This is a genomic window from Halomonas ramblicola, assembly GCF_030409215.1.
Classification (GTDB): Bacteria; Pseudomonadota; Gammaproteobacteria; order Pseudomonadales; family Halomonadaceae; genus Halomonas; species Halomonas ramblicola.
In genome coordinates this window covers 112,327-138,094 of the sequence record NZ_JAUFPL010000004.1, presented here as the reverse complement: position 1 = coordinate 138,094, position 25,768 = coordinate 112,327, and the positions used below count along the sequence as shown (strand labels likewise).

The window sequence follows — 25,768 nt, the reverse complement described above, 5'->3', positions numbered from 1 at the left end:
GTCGGCGTTCCTCGGAGTAGCGAGGCATGAGCAGCTCCTATCGCCCCCTGGGTTTTAAGAACAGGGTACCAGAGGACACGACACTCATCCTGACACTGGGGGTGATGGACCGCCGAGTGCGGCATCGCCATCGGTGGTTTTCATGGCACCGGCGTATCCCTCATGATCGACGGTGAGGTTGGCCGCGTGGACAGATCGAGATAGCGGCCTGCCGAGGAGGTCGGGATGTCTGACACGAGAACCTTGAGGGTTTACTACGACGGGGCCTGCCCCGTCTGTCGCCGCGACCGGGCGCGTTACGAGCGCTGGGCCGGCGAGGCGGGGGAGGCGGTGCACTGGTGCGACGTGACCGAGCACCGGGAGACGCTGCGCGCCAAGGGCGTCGATCCGCAGGCGGCGCTGCTCTCGCTGCACGTGGAGGAGGACGATGGGCGCCTCGTCGAGGGCATCGATGCCTACATCATGCTGATGCGGCGGGTACCCCGGCTCAAGCCGCTGGGCTGGCTGATCGGCCTGCCGGGGCTCAAGGAGGTGCTGCGCTGGTGGTACGACCGCTGGGTGCGGCGCCGGCTGGAGCGGGAGGGGCGCCTGCCGCGGTGAACGGCCGCCCTCAGCGATAGCCGGCCATCAATTCGCGGATCAACGGGGTGTCGGCGTCGCGGTGGGTGGGCAGCTCGAAGCGGGCGCGGGCGATGGCGATGCGCGTGAGCTCGGCGGTGATCAGCATCTCGCGGCCCTCGGCCTCGGCCAGCAGTTCGCCGCGCGGGCCGAGGATGCGCGAGCCGCCCCAGAAGTGGCTCGCGCCCTCGGGGCCGTAGCGGTTGGCCATGATCACCGGGGTGCCGTAGGTCATGGCGTAGAAGCGCAGGTTGAGCGCCCAGTTCTGCTCGTTGGAGAACTCCTCGCTGACGATGCCGCTGGCCGAGTTGATCGGCGCGCAGAGCACGGTGGGGCGGGGCAGCAGGGCGGCGTGCACCAGGGCGGGGTTCCACAGGTCGGCGCAGATCAGCTGGGTGGCCGACCAGCCGGGGCGCACCGTCACCTCGGTGAGCCGGCTTCCGTGGGCGAACCACTTGCCCTCCTCGAGCCCGCCGTAGGTGGGCAGGTTGAGCTTGCGGTGCACCGCGACGAGCTCGCCGTCCTGGAGGATGGCCAGGGCGTTGTAGTACTCGCCGGGGCTGGCCTCCTCGACGAAGCCCACCACCGTCTGCATCTCGCCGGCGGCCCGGGCCAGCCGGGCGAGGCGCGGGTCCTCCAGGGGCATGGCCACCTGCATCACGCCGCCGCCCAGGCCGTAGCCGGTCAGCGAGAGCTCCGGGAACACCAGCAACTCCAGCCGACGCGCGCGGGCCTCGGCGATCACCTCGAGGTGGTGTTCCAGGTTGGTGTCCACCCGGCCGAGGGTGGCATTGATCTGGGCGGCGCCCACCTGCAGACGATCCTGGTAGTGCATCGCTCGGCTCCCGGTACGCGAAGGGCCGCCCGCGGGCGGCCCTTCCGGTCTGGCACGCTTGGCCGGCATTATGCCAGCCGTGGGCGGGCGGTCACAGCAGGTCATTGTCCTCCAGGAAGGCCTGGGCCACGTCCTCGATGGTCTCGCGGTCGACGTCCACGCTGGCGTTGAGCTCGGCCATGGTGTCGTCGTCGAGCAGCGCCGAGAGGGCGTTCATCTGTTCCTCGAGCTCCGGGTGCGCCTCCAGGGTCTCCTGGCGCACCACCGGGGTCAGGGCGTAGGCCGGGAAGAAGCCCTGGTCGTCCTCCAGTACATGGAAGTCGAAGGCGGGGATGCGCCCGTCGGTGGCGAACACCAGGCCCACGTCCACCTCGCCGTCACGCAGCGCCTGGTAGACCAGGCCGGAGTCCATGCGCTTGATGTCGCCGCGGTTCACCCGGAAGTCGTAGGCCTCCTGCAACGGACGCCAGCCGTCCTCCCGGGCATAGAACTCGGCGTTCATGGCGAAGCTGAGCTCCTCGCCGTCGTTGACCGCCTGGGCCAGCTGGCCGAGGGTTTCGATGCCGGTCTCCGCGACACTCTCCTGACGCATGGCCAGGGCATAGGTGTTGTTGGCCGCCGAGGGCTCGAGCCATACCAGTCCCTTCTCGCCGTCGAGTTCCTTGACCCGCTGGTAGGTCTCCTCGGGCGAGAGGGACTCGGTGACGTCGTTGTAGTTGATCAGCGAGGTGCCGGTGTACTCCCAGTAGAGGTCGATCTGGCCGTTCTCCTGGGCCTGGCGCAGCACGGCGGAGCCCATGCCGGCGCGGCTGTCGACGTCGTAGCCCAGCCCCTCGAGGTACTGGGTGGTCATGCTGGCCAGGATCTGTTGCTCGGTGAAGTTCTTGCCACCGACCACGATCTCCTGGGCCTGGGCGGTGGCCAGCGAGCCGGCCATGGCCAGGCCGGCGAGGGTCGTCATCAGGCGTTTCATGGGGGTTCTCCTCTCGTTGCATGCAGGGGCATCAGGCCCGGGACGGGTTGACGCCGCGTGGCACCACCAGGAAGGCGACGGTGGCGACGAGGGCGTCGACCACGATCGCCAGCAGGGCCGTGGGGATGGCGCCGGAGAGCATCATCACCGGGTCGTAGAGGTCGATGCCGGTGAAGATCAGCTCGCCGAGGCCGCCGGCGCCGATCAGGAAGGCCAGCGGTACGGTGCCCACGTTGATGGACAGGGCCGTGCGGATGCCGGCGAAGATCACGTAGAGGGCGTTGGGCAGCTCGACCCTGAGCAGGCGCTGGGCGGGCGACATGCCGATGCCGGCGGCGGCCTCCATCAGCGCCGGATCGACGCCCTTGAGACCAGCATAGGTGTTGCGGGCGATCGGCAGCAGGGTAGCGACGAACAGGCCGAAGATCGCCGGGACCGTGCCGATGCCCAGGAAGCTCATGGAGAGTGCCAGCACCGCCAGGGTGGGGATGGTGGTGCCCACGTTGAGCACCTGCATCAGGCTCTCGGCGAAGCGCGCCATGCTGGGTCGCGAGAGCACGATCCCCAGGGGGATGGCCACGGCGATGGCCAGGCAACCGGAGATCGCGGTGAGCCACAGGTGCTGCACCGCCAGGTACTGGACGTCGGGCAGGTACCACAGGAAGCCGTCGATCACCCCGCTCGACTGGCTCCACACCCCGGCGAAGAAGATCGCCACCAGCAGCAGTGCGCGCAGGGCGCCCTTCAGGCTCTGGATGGGCATGGGCTCACGCCTCCCCGGCGGCGTCGGCGTCGAGGGCGCCCGCCTCGCGGGAGCGGAAGCGGGCCCCCAGGTGGTGGGTCATGGCGCGCTGGGTGATCTGCCCGCACACCCGGCCGTCGTCGTCCACGCAGGGCAGCCAGGTGGTGTCCTGGGAGAACATCAGCGAGGCCACCTTGCGCAGGTCGTCGTCGAGGTTGACGGTGGCCGGCACGTGCTGGAAGTGGTCGCGGCAGTAGCCGCGGGTGGTGCGCGCCACGGCGCGGGAGATCAGCCCCACCGGCTGGCGCTGGTCGTTCACCATCAGGATGGAGTTCTGGTAGCCGAAGTCGTCGATGCGGGCGAGTGCCGTCTGCAGGGTGTCGCCGGGCGTCACGGTGCCGATCTCGTCGGAGACCACCTCGTGCACCTTGACCAGGTTGAGGCGCTTCAGCGCGCGGTCCTCGCCGAGGAAGGATTCCACGAAGGCGTTGCGGGGCGCCGCCAGCAGTTCGTCCGGGGTGGAGTACTGCACCAGCTTGCCCTCGCGGAACACCGAGATGCGGTCGCCCATCTTGATCGCCTCGTCGATGTCGTGGCTGACGAACATGATGGTCTTGTTGAGCTCCTGCTGCATCTTGAGGAACTCGTCCTGGATCACCGCGCGGTTGATCGGGTCGATGGCGCCGAAGGGCTCGTCCATCAGCATCACCGGCGGGTCGGCGGCCAGCGCCCGGGCCACGCCGATGCGCTGCTGCTGGCCGCCGGAGAGTTCGCTGGGGAAGCGCTTGAGGAAAGCGTCCGGCTCCATGGCGATCATCGCCATCATCTCGCGCGCCCGCGCCCTGTACTTCGCCTTGTCCCAGCCCAGCAGCCGGGGCACCACCGTGATGTTCTCCTCGATGGTCATGTTGGGGAACAGGCCGATCTGCTGGATCACGTAGCCGATGTTGCGGCGCAGGGTCTGGGTGTCCATGCCGGTGGTGTCCTCGCCGTCGATGAACACCTTGCCCGAGGAGGGGGTGATGATGCGGTTGATCATCTTCAGGGTGGTGGTCTTGCCGCAGCCGGAGGGGCCGAGCAGGATGCAGATCTCGCCGGCCGGCACCTCCATGTCGATATGGTCGGCGGCGACCACGGCGCCCTTGGGCGTATCGAAGACCTTGGTCAGGTTATCGAGTCGGATCATGCGCGTGTCCTTGTCTGCGGTGGCGTCGGGGCCGGCTCAGGGGGTGGTGGCGGCGGCCTCCATGCCCCTGGGAGTGAGTCGCTTCTGCACGTAGAGCAGGGTGTAGTCGACGACGATCGCCAGCAGGCTGACCGCCACGGCGCCGACGATCAGCTGGCGCGGGTCGGACTGCGAGATGCCGCGGCTGATGAAGGTGCCCAGGCCCCCGGCGCCGATGTAGGCGGCGATGGCCATCACCCCGATATTGAGCACTACCGCCGTCCTGACCCCGGCCATGATCACCGGCACGGCCAGCGGGATCTCCACCATGCGCAGGCGCTGGTTGGGGCTCATGCCGATGCCGCGGGCGGCCTCGCGCAGGGCCGGGTCGACGTTGTTGATGGCCGTGTAGGTGTTGCGGATGATCGGCAGTTGGGAGTAGAGCAGCACGGCGATCACCGCCGGCAGGTAGCCGATGCCCTGGCCGATCAGCGAGAGCACCGGGATCATGATGCCGAACAGGGCGATCGAGGGAATGGTGACGATGATCGAGGCCACGTAGAGCACCGCCCGGGCCAGTCGCTCGCTCCGGGTGATGGCGATGCCGATGGGCACGCCGGTCAGGGTGGCGATTCCCACGGCCACGCCCACCAGGGAGATGTGCTCGAGGGTACGGGCGAGCAGCAGGTCGAAATTGTCCAGCGCATACAGGATCAGTTCCAAGTGGCGTCTCCTTCGGTTGCCCTCCCGGCCAGGTGCGACGCATCGCCTCACTCGGGTCATCTGATCTTAGCAAAGCCCGGCATCTATAGGCGTTGCTAATGAATGACGATGCTCAATGAGTAGAATTGATGTTGCTGATTCGCCGCGCCTCCCGGTGTCGGCAAGGGGGCGTGGCCGCTACCCTTGATAGGATCATGCCACCTCGGTGCGGCAGGGTGGCAAGGCGCCGATCGGCCGGTCATGGAGATATGATGGACACAGCACTGCTCTACTTCCCCGACGAGGCCGCCCCGGCCCGACGCCTGGCCGAGGCTGCTGGCCTCGCGGCGCATCCGGTGGCGTGCCACCGCTTCCCCGACGCGGAGCTCAAGCTGACCCTGCCCTTCGCCGAGGCGGGGGGCTTCCCGGCGACCCTGGGGATCTACCGCAGCCTCGACCGTCCCAACGACAAGCTGGTCGAGCTGCTGCTGGTGGCCCGCCATGCGCGCGCCCAGGGCGTCGGGCGCCTGGTGCTGGTGGCGCCGTATCTCGCCTACATGCGCCAGGACATCGCCTTCCATCCCGGCGAGATTGTCAGCCAGACCCTCGTCGGTGGCTTCCTCGCCGAGCTGTTCGATGCCGTGATCACCGTGGACCCGCACCTGCACCGCATCGAGCGTCTCGACCAGGCGATCCCCATCGGGCATGCCGTCGCGCTGTCCGGTGCGCCGCGGCTCGCCGAGCTGATCGCCGACAGGCACGAGAACCCGTTGCTGATCGGTCCCGACGAGGAGGCCGGGCAATGGGTGCGCCAGGCCGCGGCGACCACCGGCTTCGACCATGGCGTGTGTCGCAAGGTGCGCCACGGCGACCGCGACGTCACCATCGCGCTGCCCGACATCGAGGTGGCCGGTCGGGAGGTGGTGCTGATGGACGACGTGGCCAGCTCCGGCCATACCGTGGCCCGGGCCGCCGAGGCGCTGCTCGCCGCCGGTGCCCGGTCCGTGGACGTGGCCGTCACCCATGCGCTCTTCGCCGGCGATGCCGTCGAGGTGATCCGTGCCGCCGGCGTCGGCGAGGTGTGGAGTACCGATTGCATCGCCCATGCGAGCAACGCCATCGCCATGGCGCCGGTACTGGCGCAGTCGCTCGCCGCGTCGCTGAAGGGATAGGCCCCGAAAAACGGGGCAGGAAGAAACGACAGGGGCGGGCCCGCTGGCCCGCCCCGGCTGTCATTCGTTCGGCACTCCGCTACTCGGCGTTCTTCGACCCGGCGTCCTGCTCCGGCTTCTCCGCCCCTTGGTGGCCCAGCGCCCCGGCCCGGTCCAGGCGCGGATGGTTGTCGCGGAACTCCCGGTGCGGGTCGGGCAGGGCGTCCAGGGCCTGCACGCTGCGGGTGATGGCGTGGATGGCCGCCAGCACGTCCCGGCTGTTGCCGCTCTCCGAGATGGTGTGCATGTTGCGGATCGGGAAGCCGATGGAGGTGGCGGCGCAGTCCACCGAGGCGAGCACTCCGGCCATGCCGTCGGTACCGGTGTCCACCCCCACGATGTCGCGCTGCATGGGAATGCCGTGCTCGCGGGCGGTGCTCTCGATGAGGCGGTTGAGCTGCTCGCTGGCGATGGCGCCCACCGACAGGGTGAAGCCCTTGCCCATCTCCAGCGGCTGCATGCGCCGGTCGCCGATGCCGGGGGCGGCCACGTAGTCGTGGTTGACGTCCACGGCGATGATGGCGTCGGGGCGCAGCTCGCCGGCCAGCACGCGGCTGCCGAAGCGACCGATCTCCTCGTAGCTGGCGATGGCGAACATGACCCGCACCCTGTCGGTGCCGCCCGCCTCGGCGATCAGCCTTGCCACCTCGGCGGTGACGAAGCAGCCCAGGCCGTTGTCCAGGTAGGCGCCGTAGAAGGTGTCGGGGCTGAAGCCCTGGCGGATGGGGCGGTTGAGGATGATGGTGTCGCCGGGCCGCACGCCCAGGTTCTCCACCTGCTGCTTCTTGTTCTCGCCGTGGATCTGCAGGTCGAGATAGAGCTGCTCCTTCTTGATGCCCTTGCTGCCGTCGCGCACGGCGGGGTCGGCGAAGTGGATGGCGCCCAGCGCCTCCACGGTGCCGCCCTCGATGACCCGGTACTGCCCGGGGGCCTGCGGGTCCTCGCTGAACAGCGTCACCTCGTGGCCGATCAGCACGTTGGGCAGGAAGGAGTCGCTGTTGATCCAGATCTTGCCGTCCTCGCCGATGGAGCGCACCTGCATGCGGATCTTGTCGGCATGGCCGATGATCATCACCTTGAAGAGGTCGTCGCGGCCCGGGTGGGTGTCCAGCACCACGCCGGCGTGGCCCTTGAACTGGTGCAGTTGCCACTCCGACGGGGCGAAGCGCGCGAAGTAGGGCTTGAGCACGCCGTAGGTCATGGCGGCCTCCAGGCCCACCGGGCTGGGAGCGGCCAGGATGTCGCGCATCAGCGCAAACTGCTCGTCGGGCATGGGCTGGGACCAGGGCGGTGTCGTATCGCTCATCAACGTCTCTCTGTCTGTGGCGTGTGAAGAAGGAAGCTACCGGCGGTGCTGGAAGCGGACTAGGCCTTCAGCCTGGCGAGGGTGTCCACCAGGCGCCGGCAGATGGCGTCGAGCTTCTCGGCCTGGGCGGCGTCGCGCAGGCCGCCGGCGTCGTCGAAGGCGTCGACGGCACGGGCCACGGCGAGCTGGTCGGGGAGCACGGTGACGCCGATGTTGGTCAGCAGCTGGCGAGCCAGGGCCAGGCTGCGCATGCCGCCGAGCCCGCCGGGGGAGGCGGAAACCACCGCGGCCAGCTTGCCCTCGAAGGCCTTGAGGCCGCTCACGCCCTCATGGGGGCGGCTGAGCCAGTCGATGGTGTTCTTGAGCAGCGGGGTGATGAAGCCATTGTACTCGGGCGAGGCGATCAGCAGCCCATCGTGCTCCGCCAGGCCGCGGCGCAGCACCAGGGCGTTCTCGGGCAGGCCCTGGGTGGCCTCGAAGTCGCCGTCGTAGAGCGGCATGGGGTGGTCGCGCAGGTCGATGAAGGTGGGGCGGCCGCCCGCGGCCTCGATGCTCTCGGCGGCCAGCCGCGCCAGCCGCTTGTTGAACGAGCCGCTACGGGCGCTGCCGGCGAAGACGAGGATGCGGGGGGCGTCGGGGCGTTCCGTCATGAAGAGGCTCCTTGTTGAATGCCTACTGTCGACCCCCGGGGCCTGCCCGGGGTTCAGTGCTGCCCGTGCGGGGGCGGCGAAGGAGGAGATGACCCGGCGTCCGGCTCCCCTGGCACCGCCTCGGCAGCATACCACGGCGCGCCCGACCGCCGGCAGGCGAGGGCTGTGCCAAGCTTTCAGGAAAGCCCCACGGGAGGCGAGCATGGATGACCAGCAACGCAGGGCCCTGGAACGGGAGCATCGCCCGGAGGCGATCCGCCGGCGGCTGCGCGAGCCGGCGGGCGGGCAGAGCCTGCCGGATGCCATCCTCGGCGGCATCGACGGCTGCGTGACCACCTTCGCCGTGGTCTCCGGGGCCTTCGGGGCGGGGTTCTCGGCCACGGTGGCGCTGGTGCTGGGCTTCGCCAACCTGCTGGCCGACGGCTTCAGCATGGCCATCAGCAACTACGAGGCGATCCAGGCCCAGCGCGAGCACCTCGAGGGGGTGCGCCGCGACGAGCACCGCCATATCGAGGCGGTCCCCGAGGGCGAGCGCGAGGAGATCCGCCAGATCTTCCGCGGCAAGGGCTTCGAGGGCGAGGTCCTGGAGCGGGTGGTGGCGACCATCTGCAGCGACCGCGAGCTGTGGGTGGAGACCATGCTGCGCGAGGAGCATGGCCTGCAGACCTCGGGGCTGAGCCCGCTGCGCTCGGGACTGGTGACCTTCCTGGCCTTCCTGGTGGTGGGGGCCATGCCGCTGCTGCCCTATGCGGTCCCCGGGCTCGCCACCGGCGTGCAGTTCCTGGCCAGCCTGGCCGTGGCGGGGCTGATGTTCTTCCTGATCGGCATGGGCAAGAGCCTGGTGTACCACCGGCCGGTGCTGGCCTCGGGCCTGCGCACCCTGCTGATGGGCGGCGCCGCGGCGGGGTTGGCCTTCCTCACCGGGCACCTGGCCCAGGTGCTGTTCGGCGTGGGGCCGTGACTGAGCTGGCCCGCGGCGTGGGAAGCCCGGTATCGGGCCCCGAGTCCAGTGCCGAGGTCAGTCCGGGGGTGGCCCGACGAAGGCATCACGGTGAAAGCCTGCCGCGGCCTCGACCTCGGCGACGCCACGCTGGCCGGGTTCCGGCGGCTCGTCGCCGGCCAGCACCCGAAGCACCGACCTGACACCGCGTGACAGCGAGATCAGGTTGTAGCCGCCCTCCAGCACGAAGACCAGGCGTCCCTGGCAGTGCCGGCGGGCCAGGGCCTTGAGGATGCCGGTCATGGCGGCGAAGCCGTCATAGGAGACATCCAGGGCCAGGTCATGGCTGTGCGGATCGAACCCGGTCGAGACCAGGATCAGGTCGGGCTGGAACCAGTCGGCCGCCGGTACCAGGATCTCGCGAAAGGCCTTGAGGTAGGCGGCGTCGCCGGCGTCGGCGGGGAGGGGAACATTGACGTTGGTGCCATCTCCGAGGCCCATGCCGATCTCCTCGAGACTCCCCGTGCCGGGATAGAAGGGAGCGGCGCGGTGCAGGTCGAAGAACAGCACATCCGGGTCGGCCCAGAAGATATCCTGGGTGCCGTTGCCGTGGTGGGCATCCCAGTCGACGATCATCACTCGCTCACAGCCCAGTGCCATGCGGGCGTGAGCGGCGGCCACCGCCACATTGTTGAACAGGCAGAAGCCGCGGGCGCGCACCGGCTCGGCGTGGTGACCGGGCGGTCTCACCAGCGCGAAACTGCTCTCGGCTCGTCCCTCGACGACTGCCTCGACGGCGGCGATCGCCGTGCCGGCGGCCACCTCGGCGGCGTCGACGCTACCGGGTGACACGGCCGTGGTGTCCACGTCCAGCCAGGCACTCTGGCCGCGCAGCTCGAAGATATGGTCCAGGTAGGAACTGGAGTGCACGCGCCCCAGCTGCTCCCGCGTCGCCGCCCTGCCCGATTCGTAGGTCACGCCGGGAACCGGCTCGAGTTCCAGAAGATGCCGGATGGCGGTGAGCCTGGCGGAGTGTTCCGGATACTTCCAGGGGACGCCCAGTCCCGACAACAGTGAGCGAACACGATTGTCCATGCGGCCCGGCAGGAAAGGCACCTCGATATTCGGCTCATGGGCCAGCATCCGCTCGTCATAGAAGGCGATCACGCTGTTCTCGTCGGCCACGATGCAAGCTCCATGTCCATGGGGGTGCAGCGAAAAGGCGATTCAGGCGAAGCAGCCTGGCTACAGCATAGATGGGGCAGGGTAGTCAGGGGAAGCCGGTGTCGACGAGCTCACTCGGTGGCCAGGCACTCCGGCAAGCTGTCGCGCAGCGAACGGGGCGCGATGCCCAGGTCGTCGAAGGTCCCGATGCCGTCACCGACGATGTTGTCCTGCTGCATGAGGATCACCTGGTCGCGGGTCAGGGGAGGGCTGGGCAGGACCGAGGCCAATGCCGCCAGCGTCCGCCAGGCGAGGAAGGGCACCGGCAGCAGCCGCCGGTCGCGCTTCAGGTGGGCCAGCACCAGCTCGAGGATCTCGCGGTAGCGCATCACGTCCGGCCCGCCCAACTCGAACAGCCGTCGTTCGGTGAGCGGTTCGCCGAGCAATCGGATCAGGGCCCGGGCGACGTCCACCACATGCACCGGCTGCAGCCGGGTCCCGCCGTGGCCGAACAGCGGAATCACCGGCAGGCGGGTGAGGCCGGCGAGGGTGGAGAGGAAGGCGTCGCCCGGTCCGAACAGCACGCTGGGGCGCACGATGATCGCCTTGGGCAGGGCGTCGAGCACCGCGGTTTCGCCGGCGGCGCGGGCGCGCACATAGGCGGAGGGCGAGTCGTCCCGGCTGCCGATGCCCGAGACGTGCACCAGTCGCTCGATGCCGGCCTCGCGCGCCAGTCGCGCCAGCCGGCCGGCGCCCGCCACATGGACGGCCTCGAAGCTCGCCTGGCGGGACTCCACGTAGAGGCTCACCGCATTGACCGCAGCGCTGGCGCCGGCGAGGGCGGCGGCCGTGCTGGCCTCGTCACGGATATCGGTGCTGGCGAGTTCGAGTCGGTCGCCGTCCTCGGCCCAGTCGGGGATGGCCGGGTGGCGGGCGGCGATGCGTACCGTCTGGCCGGCGTCCACCAGCTCGCGGACGATGACGCCGCCCAGCAGGCCGGTGCCGCCGAATACCGTGGTGAACCCCTCGGGCATGCTCGTTCTCCGTCGACCTGGGTACCGGCCTATCCTGCCAGGCGGCGGGGAGGGCGTCATGCGGCCTGATGATGAATAATAATGATAACGATTATATTTATTGATGTGATCGGCGTCGAACGTGCCGCCAAGATGACGCCCGGGTGCCGGAAACGGCGTGGCGGGGTTCACATCACCCGCATAGAGGACTAAAATGGTCCGCAATCGAGGCGCGGCCCCTTTTCGGTCCGCGTGCCACGCAGGAGGGCAGCATGCTCAAGCTTTCACGGCTGACCGACTACGCCGCCGTGGTGATGGCGCAGATCGCCCGTCACCCCGAGCAGCCCCATGCGGCGGCCGAGCTGGCCGAGGCGGTCCAGCTGCCGCATCCCACGGTCAGCAAGACGCTGAAGATGCTGGTCAAGGCGGGCCTGCTGGAGTCGCGCCGCGGCGCCCAGGGGGGGTACTCCCTGGCGCGGTCGGCATCGCGGATCACCGCCATCGACATCATCACCGCCATCGAGGGGCCGGTGGCGATGACCGAATGCAGCCATGCCGAGGGGGACTGCGACCTGGCCGCCACCTGCGGCGTGGCGGACAACTGGCAGCGGGTGTCGCTGGGCGTGCGCACCCTGCTCGACAGCGTGACCCTGGCCCACCTGGCCAGTCCCACGCCGATCAAGCTGCCGGTCCAGTTGCCCATCCAGAGCGTGAGCCTGGCCGCCGACGGCACGGCCTGAGCCGCCCAACGAATCACCGAGGCGAGCTCGGCTCGCCAGCCCAACCGCCCGGGAGGGGGAAACATCATGGCAAGTCAGGAAATGGAACAGCTCGTCCGTCGCGACTACAAGGAAGGCTTCGTGACCGACATCGAGAGCGATACGGTACCGCCCGGCCTGGACGAGAACACCATCGCCTTCATCTCGAACAAGAAGGGCGAGCCGGAGTGGATGCTGGAGTGGCGCCTCCAGGCCTACCGCCAGTGGCTGAAGATGACGCCGCCGTCCTGGGCGCACCTGGACTATCCGCCCATCGACTACCAGGCGATCTCCTACTACAGCGCGCCCAAGCGCCCGGAGGATCGCCCGCAGAGCCTCGACGAGGTGGACCCCAAGCTGCTCGAGACCTACGAGAAGCTGGGCATCCCGCTGCACGAGCGCGCGGCCCTGGCCGGCGTGGCAGTGGATGCGGTGTTCGACTCCGTCTCGGTGGCCACCACCTTCAAGGAGAAGCTGCACGAGGCAGGGGTGATCTTCTGCTCCATCTCCGAGGCGATCCGCGAGTACCCGGAGCTGGTCCGGCAGTACCTGGGCACGGTGGTGCCCCAGGGCGACAACTACTTCGCGGCGCTGAACTCGGCGGTGTTCACCGACGGCTCCTTCGTGTTCGTGCCCGAGGGCGTTACCTGCCCCATGGAGCTCTCCACCTACTTCCGCATCAATGCCGCCAACACCGGCCAGTTCGAGCGCACCCTGATCGTCTGCGAGAGCCGCGCCCAGGTGTCGTATCTCGAGGGCTGCACCGCGCCGATGCGCGACGAGAACCAGCTGCACGCCGCGGTGGTGGAGCTGGTGGCCCTCGAGGACGCCTACATCAAGTACTCCACGGTGCAGAACTGGTACCCCGGCGACGAGGACGGCAAGGGCGGCATCTACAACTTCGTCACCAAGCGTGGCGACTGCCGCGGCGACCGTTCGCGCATCAGCTGGACCCAGGTGGAGACCGGCTCGGCGATCACCTGGAAGTACCCGTCCTGCGTGCTGCGCGGCAAGCACAGCATCGGCGAGTTCTACTCCGTGGCGGTGACCAATGGCCGCCAGCAGGCCGACACCGGCACCAAGATGATCCATATCGGCGAGGGCACGCGTTCCTATATCGTCTCCAAGGGCATCTCCGCCGGGCGCGCCAACCAGTCCTATCGCGGGCTGGTCAAGGTGGGGCCGCGGGCGAAGAACGCGCGCAACTTCACCCAGTGTGACTCGCTGCTGATCGGTGACCAGTGTGGCGCCCACACCTTCCCTTACCAGGAGATCGGCAACAGCACCGCCACCGTGGAGCACGAGGCGACCACCTCGAAGATCGGCGAGGACCAGCTGTTCTACTGCCAGAGCCGCGGCATCTCCGAGGAGGACGCGGTGAGCATGATCGTCAACGGCTTCTGCAAGGACGTCTTCCAGGAACTGCCGATGGAGTTCGCCGTGGAGGCCGAGGCGCTGCTCAGCGTCACCCTGGAAGGCGCCGTCGGTTAAGCCGGCCGTGTAGGAGGCCGGCTCCGCCGGGCGCATGGAGGCCGAAGGCCTCCCCAGAAGCCAGGCGCCCCAGGCGCCGCTCAGGTAACGAATCCTATTGCCGGGTCGCCGCGGTGGCCCGCCAGAATCGAAAAGGTAGCGAAGATGCTCGAAGTCAAGGATCTGCACGTCTCGGTCGAGGGCAACGAAATCCTCAAGGGTCTCAGCCTGACCATCAACGCCGGTGAGGTGCACGCCATCATGGGCCCCAACGGGGCCGGCAAGTCGACCCTCTCGGCGGTGATCGCCGGCAAGGAGGGCTATGAGGTCACCCAGGGCTCGATCACCTTCGAGGGCCGTGACGTGCTGGAGATGGAGGTCGAGGAGCGCGCCCAGGCCGGCCTGCTGCTCGGCTTCCAGCACCCCATCGAGATCCCCGGGGTGAAGAACATCTACCTGCTGAAGTCGGCGCTCAACGCCCAGCGCGAGGCGCGCGGCGAGGGCGAGATCCCGGCGCCGGAGTTCATGAAGCTGGTCAAGGAGAAGCTGGCCAACATGCAGATGGACCCCAGCTTCCTGCAGCGCGCCGTCAACGAGGGCTTCTCCGGCGGCGAGAAGAAGCGCAACGAGATCCTGCAGATGCTGGTGCTGCAGCCCAAGCTGGCGATGCTCGACGAGATCGACTCCGGCCTGGACATCGACGCCCTGCGCGTGGTGGCCAAGGGCGTCAACAGCCTGCGCGACGAGAAGCGCGCCATCCTGCTGGTGACCCACTACCAGCGCCTGCTCGACTACATCGTGCCGGACCGCGTGCACGTGCTGGTCGAGGGCCGCATCGCCAAGAGCGGTGACGCCGAACTGGCCCGCGAACTCGAATCCCGTGGCTACGACTGGGTCGTGGAGGAGTCCGCCGCATGAGTGACGTCCAGAGCGAAGTGCAGACCTTTCTCGATCGCCTGGCCGAGCGCAATGCGCGTCGCGGCGAGGAGCCGACCTGGATCGCCGCACGGCGCCAGGCCGGTGCCGCGCGCTTCGAGGCCATGGGCTTCCCCAACCGTCGTGTCGAGGCGTGGAAGTACACCGACGTGCGCGCCATCGCCCGGGGCGACTTCGCCCTGGCCTCCGACGCCGACTTCTCGCCGGCCACCGCGGCGGCCCTGACCCTGCCCATCGAGGCGCACCGGCTGACCTTCGTCGACGGTGTCTTCTCCGCGGCGCTGTCCCAACTGGAGGGCCTGCCCGAGGGCGTGCAGCTGCTGCCGCTGTCCCGGGCGCTGGAGGAGAACCACGAGGCGGTGGGCGGCCCCCTGGGGCGGCTGACCGGGGTGGAGTTCTCGACCTTCTCGGCGCTCAATACCGCCTTCATGGAGGAGGGCGCCGTGCTGCGCCTGGCGCCGGGCACCGTGGTGGAGAAGCCCATCGTCCTGCAGTTCCTCTCCCGCGCCAACGAGGCGCCGGTGATGAGCCATCCGCGCATCCTGGTGGAGGCCGGCGGGCGCAGCGAGGCGACCCTGATCGAGCACCACGTGGGCGAGGAGGGCGCCGCCAACTTCACCAACCTGGTGGAGGAGGTCATCCTCGACCGCAACGCCATCCTCACCCACTACAAGCTGCAGGAGGCGGCGCTGGCCGACCTGCACGTGGCCAGCATCCACGTCGAGCAGGCCCGCGACAGCCGCTACACCTCGTTCAACCTGAACCTGGGCGGCGGCCTGGTGCGCACCGACCTGATCACCGACCTCAACGGCCAGGGTGCCGACGCCCACTTCTACGGCCTCTTCTACGGCCAGGGCCGCCAGCACGTGGACAGCCATACCCTGGCCAACCACAACGCGCCCCACACCACCTCCAACGAGAACTACAAGGGCATCCTCGACGACCGTGCCCATGGCGTGTTCAACGGCAAGGTGGTGGTCAAGCGCGACAGTCAGAAGATCGAGGGCTTCCAGAGCAACGCCAACCTGCTGCTCTCCGACCGCGCCGAGATCGATGCCAAGCCGGAGCTGGAGATCTACGCCGACGACGTCAAGTGCTCCCACGGCACCACCACCGGGCAGCTCGACGAGGAGGCGATCTACGCCCTGCGCAGCCGCGGCATCGATCGCCAGACCGCCCGCGGCCTGCTGACCCTGGCCTTCGCCGGCGAGGTGCTGGAGCTGGTCGACCTGGATGCCATCTCCGAGCGCGTGGAGCTGGCGGTGGCCGGCAAGCTGCCCGAGCGCTTCAACCTGGCCGGGCTGGTGGAAGCCGCCGTGGCCCTGGGCGATGAGTGAGCCGACCCGAGAGCCTGCGAAGGAGGAGCCTGCCATGACCGACCTGGCCACCCGCGCTACCGAGCTGCCGACCCTGGACGTCGCGGCCGTGCGTGCGGACTTTCCGATCCTGTCCCGCCGGGTGCATGGCAGGCCGCTGGTCTATCTCGACAACGCGGCCACCAGCCAGACCCCGCGGCAAGTGATCGAGACCTTCGATGACTATTACGGCCGCTACAACGCCAACATCCACCGTGGGCTGCATACCCTGGCGGACGAGGCCACCGCGGTCTTCGAGGGCACCCGCGAGACGGTGCGTGGCTTCCTCAATGCCGCCGAGAGCCGCGAGATCGTCTTCACCCGCGGCACCACCGAGGCGATCAACCTGGTGGTGGGCGCCTGGGGACGGGCCAACCTCAAGGCCGGCGACGAGGTGCTGATCTCGCGCCTGGAGCACCACTCCAATATCGTGCCCTGGCAACTGCTGGCCAATGAGCTCGGCTTCACCATCAAGGTGATCCCGGTGGACGCACGCGGCGTGCTGGACATGGAGGCCTATCGCGAGCTGTTCACCGAGCGCACCCGGCTGGTGGCGGTCAACCACGTCTCCAACGCCTTCGGCACGGTGAACCCGGTGGGCGAGATGGCGGCCATCGCCCACGGCCACGGCGCGCGGATCCTGGTGGACGGCGCCCAGGCCGCCCCCCACCAGCCGGTGGACGTGCGCGCCATCGACGCCGACTTCTACGCCTTCTCCGGCCACAAGGTCTACGGCCCCACCGGCGCCGGCGTGCTCTATGGCAAGGCGGCGCTGCTCGAGGCGATGCCGCCCTGGCAGGGCGGCGGCGAGATGATCAAGACCGTCTCCTTCGAGGCCGGCACGACCTTCGCCGACATCCCCCACAAGTTCGAGGCGGGGACCCCGGCCATCGCCGAGGTGATCGCCCTGGGCGAGGCGCTGCGCTGGGTGGAGGGCGTCGGCCTGCCGGCCATCGGCGCCTGGGAGCAGCGCCTGCTGGCGCACGCCACCGAGCGCGTCTCGCAGATCGACGGCCTGCGCATCCTGGGCACGGCCCCCGACAAGGCCGGGGTGCTCTCCTTCGTGGTGGACGGCGCCCACGCCCAGGACATCGGCCTGCTGATCGACCAGCTCGGCGTGGCGATCCGCACCGGCCACCACTGCGCCCAGCCGCTGCTGGCCCAGTTCGGCCTGGACGCCACCTGCCGCGCGTCCTTCGCCGCCTACAACACCCTGGAAGAGATCGACGTCTTCGCCGACGCCCTGCACAGGGTCATCGGCATGGTGCGCTAAGGAGCCCCATGAGCGATATCGAGCAGATAGCCAGCCTCCAGAAGGGCCAGGAGCTGCCCCTGCAGCGCGACGTGGAGGCGATCTCCATCCCCTTCGGCAAGACGGTGACCCTGGCCGAGGACAGCGTGGTCAGCGTGATGCAGGCCAAGGGCAGCTCGGTCAGCGTCGGCTTCGAGGGCCGGCTCTACCTGATCGAGGGCGCGAATCTCGACGCCCTGGGGCTGGAGGCGCTGCCGCGGCCGACCCTGCCCGAGGACGCCTCGGACGAGGCGATCGAGCAGTTCGTCTGGGACCAGCTGCGTACCTGCTTCGACCCCGAGATCCCGGTCAACATCGTCGACCTGGGGCTGGTCTACGGCTGCCGTATCGAGCGGCTGATCAGCGGCGAGCGCATCGTCACCATCCGCATGACCCTGACCGCGCCGGGTTGTGGCATGGGGGACGTCATCGCCGCCGACGCCCGCAACAAGATCCTCGGCGCCCCCCAGATCAGCCAGGTGCACACCGAGATCGTCTTCGACCCGCCCTGGAGCCGGGAGATGATGAGCGAGGAGGCCAGGCTCGAGCTCGGCATGTTCTGACCGGCGGTGTCCCAGCAGGGTGGCAGCGACATGAAAATGGCGGCGTGGAAGGCCTTCCGGGGCATCCTGATGGCGCTGGGGGCGGTGGTGCTCCTGGCAGCGCTGCTGTTCGTGGCGGCCAACCTCTGGGTGCTGGGCCGTACCCAGGCGCGCATCGAGCATGAGCTTCCGCTGTGCGCCGCCGAGCGGGTGGGCATCGTCTTCGGCACCTCCCACTGGACCCGCAGCGGGGTGCGCAATCCCTACTTCGATGCCCGCATGAGCGCCTCGGCACGGCTGCTGCGCCTGGGCCGCGTCGATCATCTGCTGCTTTCCGGCGACAACCGCACCCTTTCCTACAACGAGCCGGCCACCATGTGGCGCGACCTGCGCGGCCGCGAGGTCGCCGACGCCGACATGACCCTGGACTACGCTGGCTTCAGCACCTTCGACACCCTGGCGCGGGCGCGCGATGTCTTCGGGGTGGAGCGGGCCTTGCTGGTCACCCAGGCCTGGCACCTGCCGCGGGCGCTGTTCATCGCCGAGGCACTGGGCATCGAGGCCCAGGGCTGCGCGGTCGCCTCACGGTCGGTGGCGGGGGTGTGGCGGCTGCAGGCGCGGGAGTGGGTGGCACGCGTGGCCACCCTGGGGGATCTCTACCTGTGGGGCAGGGAGCCCTACTTCCTGGGCCCCCTGGAGCCGCTGGAGATCGCCCCCAGCGTCTGGGAGGTGCCGCCGCTGCCCGGCGAGCCGGAGGCGTGACTCAGCGGCGGCGCTTCTGCAGGGCGTAGAGTTCGCGGATCAGCGCCCGGCAGCCCTTCCAGCACTCCTCGACCTTGGGCTCGACGGGATCGGGGAGGGGGTGGGTCATGAGATTGGAGAGGGCCTGCATCAGCACGCGCTCCTGCTCGAGGAGCTCGCCGATCACCACCTGGCTCTCGTTGCCGACGAAGCTCTTCAGGCGGCTCCACAGCCACATGTAGTCGTCGCGCTCCACGTCGGCGTCTCGCGGCAGCATGCTGAGGTGCTCGCGGGCCAGCTCCTGCAACTCGCGCATCGACCGGTCCCTGGCTTCGTAGTGCGGTTTCAGGGCGTCGCGCAGGGAAGGCCGCAGGCGCTCCAGATTGTCCTGAAAGTAGTCGATGCTGTCGGCCAACGCTTCCAGTACGCTGTCCATCGCCACCTGGCGATTGTCGAGAAACATGAGCGGTCACCTCCTCCGGTGACGCAGATTGTGGCGGGGGAAACACTGTTTTGCTACCCCCGGTGACGAATATTTTCCCCTTTTGAGCCCCGCATGCAATCAGCCGTTGGGTTTAGGCGGAGCCTTGCGCTTGGGCGCGGCGTGCTTCTCGAGATGGGCGATGATCAGCCCGGCCACGTCCTTGCCGGTGGCGATCTCGATGCCCTGCAGGCCCGGAGAGGAGTTGACCTCCATGATCACCGGGCCATGGTTGGAGCGCAGCAGGTCGACCCCGGCCACGCGCAGGCCCATGGCCTTGGCGGCGCGAATCGCCGTGGAGCGCTCCTCCGGGGTGATGCGGATCACGCTGGCGGTGCCGCCACGATGCAGGTTGGAACGGAACTCCCCCTCGGCGGCCTGGCGCTTCATGGCCGCTACCACCTTGTCGCCGATCACGAAGCAGCGGATGTCGGCGCCCCTGGCCTCCTTGATGTACTCCTGGACCATGATGTTGGCCTTCAGGCCCATGAAGGCCTGGATCACGCTTTCGGCCGCCTGGTTGGTCTCGGCCAGCACCACGCCGATGCCCTGGGTGCCCTCCAGCAGCTTGATGACCAGCGGCGCTCCCTTGACCATGGTGATCAGGTCGGGGATGTCGTCGGGGGAGTGGGCGAAGCCGGTGATCGGCAGGCCGAGCCCCTTGCGGGAGAGCAGCTGCAGGGAGCGCAGCTTGTCCCGGGAACGGGTGATGGAGACGGAGTCATTGAGTACGTAGGTGCCCATCATCTCGAACTGGCGCAGTACCGCGCAGCCGTAGAAGGTCACCGAGGCCCCGATGCGCGGGATCACCGCGTCGAAGGGTTCGAGGTCCGCCCCTTTGTAGTGGATGGAGGGGTGATGGGCGGCGATGCTCATGTAGCAGCGCAGGGTATCCACCACCCGGGCGGTATGGCCGCGCTGCTCGGCGGCCTCCATCAGCCGGCGAGTGGAGTAGAGGTTGCGGTTGCGTGACAGCAGCGCGAAGTGCATCGAGTGACTCCGGTTGGATGGGCCGTCGGGGCTCAGGGTTCGCCATGCAGGAAGGCGGCACCGGGCGCTACCAGCAGGCGGCGCAGGGCGCGGCGGCCGAGCAGCATGGGGTGGCGCATGTCGCGCCGGTCGGTCAGGGTCAGTTCCACCTGGTACTCCAGGTCACCCAGTTGCATCGGCGTACGGATCACGTAGCGCCACTCGTCCTGGCCGTTGGAGCTGCGCACCTTGCGGCGGTCGTGGAGGTGCAGGCGGAACACGTGGGGCGGCGTCTCGGGCCCGCCGCTGCGGGTGGTGAAGCTCACCCAGAGGTGGCCGTCCTCTTCATAGGACTCGATGTCCTCGGCATGCAGCGCCGAGGTGCGTGCCCCGGTGTCGGCCTTGGCGCACAGGGCCAGGCGCAGCTCCGGCAGGGTGACCATCTCGCGACGGCCGATCACCGCCTTGGGGGTGTAGGGCAGTTCCTTGATCATCGTCATGCAGTGCTCTTGCCTCTCAGCGCGTCAGGGCGGCCAGGCGACGGCCGATGGGCGAGGCCGGCTCGGCCTCGCGCAGGGTCATCAGCACCGGCAGCCGTAGCCGCGGGATCAGGGCCAGGTCGCGGGCCACGCTCATGAAGTCGGCCGTCTCGCACTGCGCCAGGCGTTCCAGGAAACGTGGCAGGCGTTCGGCATCCTCCAGGTGGCGCCAGCCGCGGCCGGCGATGGCGGCGAGCAGGTCGGGCCCGCAGGCGCCGCGATCCGCGAGCAGGGCATCGTACCAGGCACCGGCGAGCTCGGGGGCGGCCCCGGCCATGGCGCGCACGCAGACGCAGAACCCCTCGACGTCGCCGGCGTCGGCGGCGGCCTCGCCACGGGCGCGCAACGCCCGGGCCAGGGCGTCACCGATCGCCACATGCTCCAGACAGTAGCACAGCGAGGTGAGGACTTCGTCGGGCAGGGCGGGGAGGCGTTCGGCGAGGCGAGCGGCCGCCTCATCGTCCAGGCGCACGGCGAAGTCGGCCAGTCCCTGTAACCCCAGGGCCCGCCAGTCGATAGCCTGCTGACCGCTCAGGTAGGCCTCCACCGGCTCCAGGTGCTGGCTGGCCGGCAGGCCCAGGTCCCGGCTGGCGCGGGCGTGCAGCACGGCCTGGAAGGGCAGGGAGGGAGTGAAGGCCAGGGGATTGTCCTTCATCAGGTTATCCACCGCCTCGCCGTCGTCGCGGCCGACGTTGGCCACGCTGCGGCCCAGGGTTTCCAGCAGTCGCTGGACGAAGGCGTCCCGCGGGGCCGGGTCGAGCCGGCCCTGCTCGTCCAGGGGCAGGGCGAGGAACCAGATCAGCGGGTCGTGGACGTCCCCCAGGCGGAACACCAGGCCGAGGCGTGCCTCCCCCCGCCAGGGCGCCGGCCAGGGAGACTCGCCGCTCTCGAAGGCGGCCAGGGTCGCCAGGTCGCAGGGTTCGACACGCCGGCCCAGGTGGTAGAGCCACACCTCGGCCCCGCTGCGCACGAAGAAGTCGTGAAGGGTGTGGATGGGTTGCATGCGGCCTCCGGTCGTCGAAGCGTGCACTCTACCTTGGCTGCAGGGTGCTGTCAGTAGCATGGGAGGCAGCGCTTCCGCGTCTGATCAATTCTTGATCGATGGGGGCGAGGCCCCATGTCGACTGGCCTGGCGCGGCCTTTCCAACGATTATCCACAGGGACATTCAGCCATGCTGTGAATGGACGGCCGGGAGGTGCACGTCCCGACTGAGCACCCCTGGCCAGCACGGAATCGGGACGGGATAATGAGGGCAAATGCAATTCGAGGGTTTCGACATGACGGTTCACGACGAGCTCGACGTGGCGCTGCGTCGGCTGGAGGCCACCATGAAGGCCACCGACCTGTGGCGCATGGAGCGTCCCAGCCCCTCCGCTTTCCAGAGCGCGCAGCCCTTCTGCCTCGATACCATGGCCCTGCCCCAGTGGCTGCGATTCGTGTTCATCGCGCGGCTGGATGCCCTGGTCGAGGAGCGCGCCCCCTTGCCGGAGAAGTGCGATGTGGCGCCGGCGGTGGACGCCTTTCTGGACCAGGAGGGTGTGCGCGCCAACGACCGGCTGCTGTTATGCAAGGCGGTGGAGGAGATCGACCGCCTGGTCACCGAGAACTGATCCGGGAGGCGCCATGCCCTGGTACTTTGCCTATGGCAGCAACATGAACCCGGCGCGGGTGGTGGCGCGCATCGGCGAGACGCGTCGCGTGCTGCCCGGCGTGCTGCACGACCATGCGCTGCGTTTCGACAAGGCCTCGCGGGTGGCGGGCATCGCCCATGCCAATGTGGCGCCGACGCCGGGCGAGAGGGTCGAGGGGGCCCTCTTCGAGCTGGTCGAGCCGGAGCAGATCCGGCGCATGGATCCCTTCGAGGGCTACCCCCACGAGTACGACCGCCGGCGCCTGCCGGTGGTCACCGCCGAAGGCGACATCGAGGCCTGGGTGTATATCGCCGTACCCGGCACCACGGCCCCCTGCCTGCGTCCTGCACGCGAGTACCTGGCCCACCTGCTGGCCGGCGAGGCCTTCCTCAGCCCCGCCTACCATGCCCGGCTGGCGGCGGTGGAGGCGGTCGCCGGCCTCGACGATGCGACGCTGGGGACCCTGGGGCTCTCCCGCCACTCGCCGCGCTAGCACTCTTCCCCCCATACGGCAGCGGGCCCGCCATATCGGCGGGCCCGCTGCGTCGGGGTGTCGGGGCCACGATCAGAAGCGCAGGGTGACGCCGCCACCGATGGTCAGCGGATCCACCTTGGCCTCGCCGATCTCGGCGCCGCCTGCGGAGACATCGGGGTCGACGTCGGCGTAGTTGGCGAAGCCGTTGAGCATCAGGTTGTCGGTCACGGCGAGGTCGATACCGAACTGGCCGGCGGCACCATAGCTGTGATCGACATCGACGCCCTGCGGCTCGCCGGAGAAGCGGGTGTAGTTGACCCCGGCGCCCACATAGGGCTGGACACGGGAGTCCAGGCCGCCCAGCGGGTAGTAGTTGACCATCAGGTTGACCGGCATGCGGTCGACGCTGCCGGACAGGGCGCCGGCGGAGAACTCATGCTCGATCTCCTCGGAGCCGTTCAGCTCGACGCCGATCTTGTCGTGGAAGAGGTAGCCGGCACCGTAGGTGAAGCCGGTCTCGCTGCTGCTGACGCCATCCATTACGCCGTTGTCGGAGGTGGTGTCGGACTTGGCGAAGCCGCCACGCACGAAGATGTCGCCGGCGCTGTAGCCGTAGGCCAGGGCGGCCTGACTGGCGAAGGCGCAGCTGGCGGCGATGGCGGCGGCGGTGATCAGGCGGGTCGTACGCATGATAGGGTTCCTCCCTTGGGTTCATGCCGGAACGTCGTGCCGGAGTGTCCGGCGACCTTTGACGAAGGTATTATAAGAAACACTGTTTCCAAATGTCCCGAAAAGATTCTTGAAGAACTGTGAAAGCGCCTGTCGGTATCGGCCGACGGGTATGCCGGGTGACGCGGAGTCGTGGTGACCGATGGCCGGCCACGGGGATGGCGGGGTCGCGCGTTGCGCCGGAATCGTCTTGACTAGGGAGGAGGGCTTGGCGAGCCGGGAGGTGCGAGCATGCGCGTCGCGATATCACCGCAAGGGAACGGCTGGACCCTGGGGGCGCTGCTGCTGGCGGCGGCGCTGGCCGTCTGGCTGCTGCTGCAGCCGTCGCTGATTGAGGGGCTGGCACTCCCCCTGCGGCTGCCGGCGGTCCTGCTGGGGACCTGGGCGCTGGGGGCGGGGTTCATCGGGCCGCTGGAACCGCCGTCGCGTCGTCGCTGGCTGCGGCGCGCCGTCTCGCCGCCCTGGAACCTGCTGGCACTGGGGCTCTTCGCCCTGCTTCTGGCGGTCAGGTCGTTGGTCGTCTGAGGGGGGCCGCAACGCAACGAGGCCGCCCGGTGGGCGGCCTCGTCGCAGCGGGTTGTGCGCTCTTTCAGCGCTGGATTTGCTGATATTCACCGGCATCGGCAGTCACACTGCTCACCACCAGGATGGCAATGAAGGAAGCGATGAAGCCAGGAATGATCTCGTACACACCGGGCCCCCCCATGAACTCTCCGTTCCAGCCCAGCGAAATCCAGATCATCACGGTGACGGCACCCACCACCATGCCCGCGATGGCGCCGGCGCCGTTCGTGCGCGACCACATCAGCGACAGGATGATGAGCGGGCCGAACGCCGCACCGAAGCCTGCCCAGGCGTTACTGACCAGCCCCAGGACCTGGGAGTCCGGATCGGAGGCAATGACGGCGGCCACCAACCCCACCAGTACGACACTGATCCGGCCTATGCCGACGGTCTCCTTCTCCGTCGCCTCTTTGCGCAGGAACAGTCGATAGAAGTCCTCGGTCAGTGAGGAAGACGACACCAGAAGCTGGCTGGAAATGGTGCTCATGATCGCCGCGAGCAGTGCCGCATAGAGGAAACCGGTGATCAGCGGATGGAACAGCAGATCCGCCAGGATGATAAAGATCGTTTCCGGATCCTGGACATCCATACCATTGCGGATCGCATAGGCCCGGCCGAACACCCCCAGGGAGATCGCCCCGATCAGGGAGATGAGCATCCAGCTCATGCCGATGTTACGGGCAACGGGAACATCCTTCAGCGTCCGGATGGCCATGAAGCGCACGATGATGTGCGGCTGCCCGAAATAACCCAGCCCCCAGGTCACCGCAGACAGCCAGCCGATGACGGTCAGTCCCTCCGTCCACGATAGTAGCGTGGGATCGACTTCGTTCAGGGTCTGGGATGCCTGATCGAAACCGCCGCCACCTTCGCCAAAGAGCACCACCGCCGGCATGATCACCAGTGCCAGCATCATGATGCAGCCTTGCACGAAGTCCGTCATGCTCACGGCCAGGAAGCCGCCGACAACCGTGTAGGCAAGTACCACGCCCAGTGTGATGACGATGCCTGCAGCGTAGTCGCTCAGGCCACCGATGTTGATGACGCCGGAAAACGCGCTTTCGAACAGCTTGCCGCCTGCCACCAGGCCTGACGCCGTGTAGACCGCGAAGAAGACCACGATGACGATAGCGGATACCGTCCTCAGCGACATGGCCCGAGTCGGGAAGCGATTCGCCAGGAACTCTGGAATGGTGATCGCGTTACCATAGTGAACGGTCTGTTCGCGAAGGCGTGGTGCGACCAGGGTCCAGTTGAAGAACGCCCCCACGAGCAGACCGATACCGATCCAGGCCTGACCCAAGCCGGAGGCAAACAGCGCCCCGGGCAAACCCAGCAGCAACCAGCCGCTCATGTCCGAAGCCCCGGCCGACAGGGCCGCTACTTGTGGGCTGAGGGCTCGGCCACCCAGCATGTAATCTTCAGACGTAGACGTAGATTTGCGCATGGCATAGAAGCCGATGGCGATCATGAGCGCAAAGTAAGCAAAAAGACTGATCCAAACCCCAATAGCCATAAAAACTTCTCCAGTTTATTAGGCCAGACGCAGCTCCGACGCGTTGTTGGTACGCCTACAAGAGTACGAAGCTGATGGCCATGTTGTCAGCAACCATGGGCCGACTCCCGTTGTTGTGTGACCGCGTGCGGCGCCAGCCGGGTACGTAGATGGAGGGTGGCCGATTCGCCGCGCAGGAACCGGCCGCTTGATTAGATATTAGCGGTCACCAAAGTCTTTCGCCATTTCCCGGGCCCTGGCCGCGCAAGCCTGCATGGCATCGTCGACGATGCGGCGCAGGTCGGCCTCCTCGAAATGCTGGATGGCGCGTACGAAGACGATGCCCGGGGTCATGGAGGTGTCCTCGTGATGGGTGGAGTGTGTCGCACGACACCCCACTGTCATGGCCTGCGTTGCCATGACGGTCGAGTTTCGTGCCGATTAAGGGGCGGGACCCACACGGCCCCGCCCC

General features: G+C 68.3%; 29 protein-coding genes. 13 read left to right on the top strand and 16 right to left on the bottom strand.

Annotated features, from left to right (window positions below; genetic code table 11):
* Positions 1 to 225 precede the first annotated feature (225 nt).
* The gene (locus tag QWY80_RS01180) at positions 226 to 600 is read left to right on the top strand and encodes a thiol-disulfide oxidoreductase DCC family protein (RefSeq protein ID WP_290228830.1); all 375 of its coding nucleotides are present in this window, start codon (positions 226 to 228) and stop codon (positions 598 to 600) included.
* A 10-nt stretch (positions 601 to 610) separates the two neighbouring features.
* Here the strand turns inward: QWY80_RS01180 and QWY80_RS01175 are convergent, their stop codons facing one another.
* From QWY80_RS01175 to QWY80_RS01155, 5 genes are all read right to left on the bottom strand, one after another.
* The gene (locus QWY80_RS01175; RefSeq protein WP_290228829.1) at positions 611 to 1,453 is read right to left on the bottom strand and encodes a nitrilase-related carbon-nitrogen hydrolase; all 843 of its coding nucleotides are present in this window, start codon (positions 1,451 to 1,453) and stop codon (positions 611 to 613) included.
* Between the two features lie 91 nt (positions 1,454 to 1,544).
* Positions 1,545 to 2,426 (bottom strand): glycine betaine ABC transporter substrate-binding protein, encoded by an 882-nt coding sequence (locus QWY80_RS01170; protein ID WP_290228828.1) that lies wholly within the window; start codon positions 2,424 to 2,426, stop codon positions 1,545 to 1,547.
* 31 nt (positions 2,427 to 2,457) lie between these two features.
* Positions 2,458 to 3,189: an ABC transporter permease gene (locus QWY80_RS01165; protein ID WP_290228826.1), complete on the bottom strand. Its 732-nt coding sequence runs from the start codon at positions 3,187 to 3,189 to the stop codon at positions 2,458 to 2,460.
* A gap of 4 nt (positions 3,190 to 3,193) precedes the next feature.
* Complete coding sequence (locus QWY80_RS01160) at positions 3,194 to 4,354, bottom strand: ABC transporter ATP-binding protein (RefSeq protein ID WP_290228825.1); 1,161 nt, start codon at positions 4,352 to 4,354, stop codon at positions 3,194 to 3,196.
* Between the two features lie 36 nt (positions 4,355 to 4,390).
* Positions 4,391 to 5,056: an ABC transporter permease gene (locus QWY80_RS01155; protein ID WP_290228824.1), complete on the bottom strand. Its 666-nt coding sequence runs from the start codon at positions 5,054 to 5,056 to the stop codon at positions 4,391 to 4,393.
* A gap of 248 nt (positions 5,057 to 5,304) precedes the next feature.
* Between QWY80_RS01155 and QWY80_RS01150 the strand changes: the two genes are divergently transcribed.
* Positions 5,305 to 6,207 carry a ribose-phosphate diphosphokinase gene (locus QWY80_RS01150; RefSeq protein ID WP_290228823.1) on the top strand — a complete coding sequence of 301 codons (903 nt, stop codon included), beginning with the start codon at positions 5,305 to 5,307 and terminating at the stop codon, positions 6,205 to 6,207.
* 79 nt (positions 6,208 to 6,286) lie between these two features.
* On the opposite strand, the gene QWY80_RS01145 is transcribed toward QWY80_RS01150, so the two are convergent.
* Both QWY80_RS01145 and QWY80_RS01140 read right to left on the bottom strand, forming a co-directional pair.
* The gene (locus QWY80_RS01145) at positions 6,287 to 7,552 is read right to left on the bottom strand and encodes a M20/M25/M40 family metallo-hydrolase (RefSeq protein WP_290228822.1); all 1,266 of its coding nucleotides are present in this window, start codon (positions 7,550 to 7,552) and stop codon (positions 6,287 to 6,289) included.
* Positions 7,553 to 7,611: 59 nt separating this feature from the next.
* A complete protein-coding gene (locus tag QWY80_RS01140; protein ID WP_290228821.1) occupies positions 7,612 to 8,202 on the bottom strand; it encodes an NADPH-dependent FMN reductase in 591 nt (196 codons plus the stop codon).
* A gap of 202 nt (positions 8,203 to 8,404) precedes the next feature.
* On the opposite strand from QWY80_RS01140, the gene QWY80_RS01135 reads away from it, so the two are divergent.
* Positions 8,405 to 9,163, top strand: coding sequence for a VIT1/CCC1 transporter family protein (locus QWY80_RS01135; protein WP_290228820.1), 759 nt, complete (start codon positions 8,405 to 8,407; stop codon positions 9,161 to 9,163).
* A 57-nt stretch (positions 9,164 to 9,220) separates the two neighbouring features.
* On the opposite strand, the gene QWY80_RS01130 is transcribed toward QWY80_RS01135, so the two are convergent.
* Together QWY80_RS01130 and QWY80_RS01125 are read right to left on the bottom strand one after the other, a co-directional pair.
* Complete coding sequence (locus tag QWY80_RS01130) at positions 9,221 to 10,327, bottom strand: histone deacetylase family protein (RefSeq protein WP_290228819.1); 1,107 nt, start codon at positions 10,325 to 10,327, stop codon at positions 9,221 to 9,223.
* A gap of 110 nt (positions 10,328 to 10,437) precedes the next feature.
* A complete protein-coding gene (locus QWY80_RS01125; protein WP_290228818.1) occupies positions 10,438 to 11,340 on the bottom strand; it encodes a complex I NDUFA9 subunit family protein in 903 nt (300 codons plus the stop codon).
* A gap of 251 nt (positions 11,341 to 11,591) precedes the next feature.
* On the opposite strand from QWY80_RS01125, the gene QWY80_RS01120 reads away from it, so the two are divergent.
* The 7 genes from QWY80_RS01120 (at position 11,592) to QWY80_RS01090 (ending at position 18,433) form a co-directional block, all read left to right on the top strand.
* The gene (locus QWY80_RS01120; protein WP_290228817.1) at positions 11,592 to 12,059 is read left to right on the top strand and encodes an SUF system Fe-S cluster assembly regulator; all 468 of its coding nucleotides are present in this window, start codon (positions 11,592 to 11,594) and stop codon (positions 12,057 to 12,059) included.
* 66 nt (positions 12,060 to 12,125) lie between these two features.
* Entirely contained in the window at positions 12,126 to 13,568 is a 1,443-nt protein-coding gene (gene sufB, locus QWY80_RS01115) for a Fe-S cluster assembly protein SufB (protein ID WP_290228816.1), read from the top strand.
* 144 nt (positions 13,569 to 13,712) lie between these two features.
* Entirely contained in the window at positions 13,713 to 14,465 is a 753-nt protein-coding gene (sufC, locus tag QWY80_RS01110; protein ID WP_290228815.1) for a Fe-S cluster assembly ATPase SufC, read from the top strand.
* Positions 14,462 to 15,820: a Fe-S cluster assembly protein SufD gene (gene sufD / locus QWY80_RS01105; RefSeq protein WP_290228814.1), complete on the top strand. Its 1,359-nt coding sequence runs from the start codon at positions 14,462 to 14,464 to the stop codon at positions 15,818 to 15,820. The genes sufC and sufD overlap by 4 nt, the downstream gene beginning before the upstream one ends.
* Positions 15,821 to 15,854: 34 nt before the next feature.
* Positions 15,855 to 17,111: a cysteine desulfurase gene (locus tag QWY80_RS01100; protein WP_290228813.1), complete on the top strand. Its 1,257-nt coding sequence runs from the start codon at positions 15,855 to 15,857 to the stop codon at positions 17,109 to 17,111.
* An 8-nt stretch (positions 17,112 to 17,119) separates the two neighbouring features.
* Positions 17,120 to 17,692, top strand: a complete 573-nt coding sequence (sufT, locus tag QWY80_RS01095) for a putative Fe-S cluster assembly protein SufT (RefSeq protein ID WP_290228812.1) — start codon at positions 17,120 to 17,122, stop codon at positions 17,690 to 17,692.
* 30 nt (positions 17,693 to 17,722) lie between these two features.
* Positions 17,723 to 18,433, top strand: a complete 711-nt coding sequence (locus QWY80_RS01090) for a SanA/YdcF family protein (protein WP_290228811.1) — start codon at positions 17,723 to 17,725, stop codon at positions 18,431 to 18,433.
* A 1-nt stretch (position 18,434) separates the two neighbouring features.
* Here QWY80_RS01090 and QWY80_RS01085 read toward each other — a convergent pair whose 3' ends face one another.
* The 4 genes from QWY80_RS01085 to QWY80_RS01070 form a co-directional block, all read right to left on the bottom strand.
* Positions 18,435 to 18,875, bottom strand: coding sequence for a hypothetical protein (locus QWY80_RS01085; protein ID WP_290228810.1), 441 nt, complete (start codon positions 18,873 to 18,875; stop codon positions 18,435 to 18,437).
* A gap of 99 nt (positions 18,876 to 18,974) precedes the next feature.
* Positions 18,975 to 19,883, bottom strand: a complete 909-nt coding sequence (gene rimK, locus QWY80_RS01080; RefSeq protein ID WP_290228809.1) for a 30S ribosomal protein S6--L-glutamate ligase — start codon at positions 19,881 to 19,883, stop codon at positions 18,975 to 18,977.
* Positions 19,884 to 19,915: 32 nt separating this feature from the next.
* Positions 19,916 to 20,353 (bottom strand): ATP-dependent zinc protease family protein, encoded by a 438-nt coding sequence (locus tag QWY80_RS01075; protein WP_290228838.1) that lies wholly within the window; start codon positions 20,351 to 20,353, stop codon positions 19,916 to 19,918.
* A 25-nt stretch (positions 20,354 to 20,378) separates the two neighbouring features.
* Complete coding sequence (locus QWY80_RS01070) at positions 20,379 to 21,404, bottom strand: DUF3549 family protein (protein ID WP_290228807.1); 1,026 nt, start codon at positions 21,402 to 21,404, stop codon at positions 20,379 to 20,381.
* Positions 21,405 to 21,679: 275 nt separating this feature from the next.
* Between QWY80_RS01070 and QWY80_RS01065 the strand changes: the two genes are divergently transcribed.
* Together QWY80_RS01065 and QWY80_RS01060 are read left to right on the top strand one after the other, a co-directional pair.
* Positions 21,680 to 22,012, top strand: coding sequence for a YqcC family protein (locus QWY80_RS01065; RefSeq protein WP_290228837.1), 333 nt, complete (start codon positions 21,680 to 21,682; stop codon positions 22,010 to 22,012).
* A 13-nt stretch (positions 22,013 to 22,025) separates the two neighbouring features.
* Positions 22,026 to 22,526 carry a gamma-glutamylcyclotransferase family protein gene (locus QWY80_RS01060; RefSeq protein WP_290228806.1) on the top strand — a complete coding sequence of 167 codons (501 nt, stop codon included), beginning with the start codon at positions 22,026 to 22,028 and terminating at the stop codon, positions 22,524 to 22,526.
* Positions 22,527 to 22,598: 72 nt separating this feature from the next.
* Here the strand turns inward: QWY80_RS01060 and QWY80_RS01055 are convergent, their stop codons facing one another.
* Positions 22,599 to 23,198 carry an OmpW/AlkL family protein gene (locus QWY80_RS01055; protein ID WP_290228805.1) on the bottom strand — a complete coding sequence of 200 codons (600 nt, stop codon included), beginning with the start codon at positions 23,196 to 23,198 and terminating at the stop codon, positions 22,599 to 22,601.
* A 270-nt stretch (positions 23,199 to 23,468) separates the two neighbouring features.
* Here QWY80_RS01055 and QWY80_RS01050 point away from each other — a divergent pair, with 270 nt between their 5' ends.
* The gene (locus QWY80_RS01050) at positions 23,469 to 23,762 is read left to right on the top strand and encodes a hypothetical protein (RefSeq protein WP_290228804.1); all 294 of its coding nucleotides are present in this window, start codon (positions 23,469 to 23,471) and stop codon (positions 23,760 to 23,762) included.
* 64 nt (positions 23,763 to 23,826) lie between these two features.
* Here QWY80_RS01050 and putP read toward each other — a convergent pair whose 3' ends face one another.
* Entirely contained in the window at positions 23,827 to 25,317 is a 1,491-nt protein-coding gene (putP, locus tag QWY80_RS01045) for a sodium/proline symporter PutP (protein ID WP_290228803.1), read from the bottom strand.
* Between the two features lie 198 nt (positions 25,318 to 25,515).
* Positions 25,516 to 25,716, bottom strand: coding sequence for a pyrroline-5-carboxylate reductase dimerization domain-containing protein (locus tag QWY80_RS01040; protein WP_290228802.1), 201 nt, complete (start codon positions 25,714 to 25,716; stop codon positions 25,516 to 25,518).
* Positions 25,717 to 25,768 lie beyond the last annotated feature (52 nt).

Coding starts and splice junctions, on each gene's coding strand:
- QWY80_RS01180 (WP_290228830.1), top strand. CDS start 226: ATGTCTGACACGAGAACCTTGAGGGTTTACTACGACGGGGCCTGCCCC.
- QWY80_RS01175 (WP_290228829.1), bottom strand. CDS start 1,453: ATGCACTACCAGGATCGTCTGCAGGTGGGCGCCGCCCAGATCAATGCC.
- QWY80_RS01170 (WP_290228828.1), bottom strand. CDS start 2,426: ATGAAACGCCTGATGACGACCCTCGCCGGCCTGGCCATGGCCGGCTCG.
- QWY80_RS01165 (WP_290228826.1), bottom strand. CDS start 3,189: ATGCCCATCCAGAGCCTGAAGGGCGCCCTGCGCGCACTGCTGCTGGTG.
- QWY80_RS01160 (WP_290228825.1), bottom strand. CDS start 4,354: ATGATCCGACTCGATAACCTGACCAAGGTCTTCGATACGCCCAAGGGC.
- QWY80_RS01150 (WP_290228823.1), top strand. CDS start 5,305: ATGATGGACACAGCACTGCTCTACTTCCCCGACGAGGCCGCCCCGGCC.
- QWY80_RS01145 (WP_290228822.1), bottom strand. CDS start 7,552: ATGAGCGATACGACACCGCCCTGGTCCCAGCCCATGCCCGACGAGCAG.
- QWY80_RS01140 (WP_290228821.1), bottom strand. CDS start 8,202: ATGACGGAACGCCCCGACGCCCCCCGCATCCTCGTCTTCGCCGGCAGC.
- QWY80_RS01135 (WP_290228820.1), top strand. CDS start 8,405: ATGGATGACCAGCAACGCAGGGCCCTGGAACGGGAGCATCGCCCGGAG.
- QWY80_RS01125 (WP_290228818.1), bottom strand. CDS start 11,340: ATGCCCGAGGGGTTCACCACGGTATTCGGCGGCACCGGCCTGCTGGGC.
- QWY80_RS01120 (WP_290228817.1), top strand. CDS start 11,592: ATGCTCAAGCTTTCACGGCTGACCGACTACGCCGCCGTGGTGATGGCG.
- sufB (WP_290228816.1), top strand. CDS start 12,126: ATGGCAAGTCAGGAAATGGAACAGCTCGTCCGTCGCGACTACAAGGAA.
- sufC (WP_290228815.1), top strand. CDS start 13,713: ATGCTCGAAGTCAAGGATCTGCACGTCTCGGTCGAGGGCAACGAAATC.
- sufD (WP_290228814.1), top strand. CDS start 14,462: ATGAGTGACGTCCAGAGCGAAGTGCAGACCTTTCTCGATCGCCTGGCC.
- QWY80_RS01100 (WP_290228813.1), top strand. CDS start 15,855: ATGACCGACCTGGCCACCCGCGCTACCGAGCTGCCGACCCTGGACGTC.
- sufT (WP_290228812.1), top strand. CDS start 17,120: ATGAGCGATATCGAGCAGATAGCCAGCCTCCAGAAGGGCCAGGAGCTG.
- QWY80_RS01090 (WP_290228811.1), top strand. CDS start 17,723: ATGAAAATGGCGGCGTGGAAGGCCTTCCGGGGCATCCTGATGGCGCTG.
- QWY80_RS01085 (WP_290228810.1), bottom strand. CDS start 18,875: ATGTTTCTCGACAATCGCCAGGTGGCGATGGACAGCGTACTGGAAGCG.
- rimK (WP_290228809.1), bottom strand. CDS start 19,883: ATGCACTTCGCGCTGCTGTCACGCAACCGCAACCTCTACTCCACTCGC.
- QWY80_RS01070 (WP_290228807.1), bottom strand. CDS start 21,404: ATGCAACCCATCCACACCCTTCACGACTTCTTCGTGCGCAGCGGGGCC.
- QWY80_RS01065 (WP_290228837.1), top strand. CDS start 21,680: ATGACGGTTCACGACGAGCTCGACGTGGCGCTGCGTCGGCTGGAGGCC.
- QWY80_RS01060 (WP_290228806.1), top strand. CDS start 22,026: ATGCCCTGGTACTTTGCCTATGGCAGCAACATGAACCCGGCGCGGGTG.
- QWY80_RS01055 (WP_290228805.1), bottom strand. CDS start 23,198: ATGCGTACGACCCGCCTGATCACCGCCGCCGCCATCGCCGCCAGCTGC.
- QWY80_RS01050 (WP_290228804.1), top strand. CDS start 23,469: ATGCGCGTCGCGATATCACCGCAAGGGAACGGCTGGACCCTGGGGGCG.
- putP (WP_290228803.1), bottom strand. CDS start 25,317: ATGGCTATTGGGGTTTGGATCAGTCTTTTTGCTTACTTTGCGCTCATG.
- QWY80_RS01040 (WP_290228802.1), bottom strand. CDS start 25,716: ATGGCAACGCAGGCCATGACAGTGGGGTGTCGTGCGACACACTCCACC.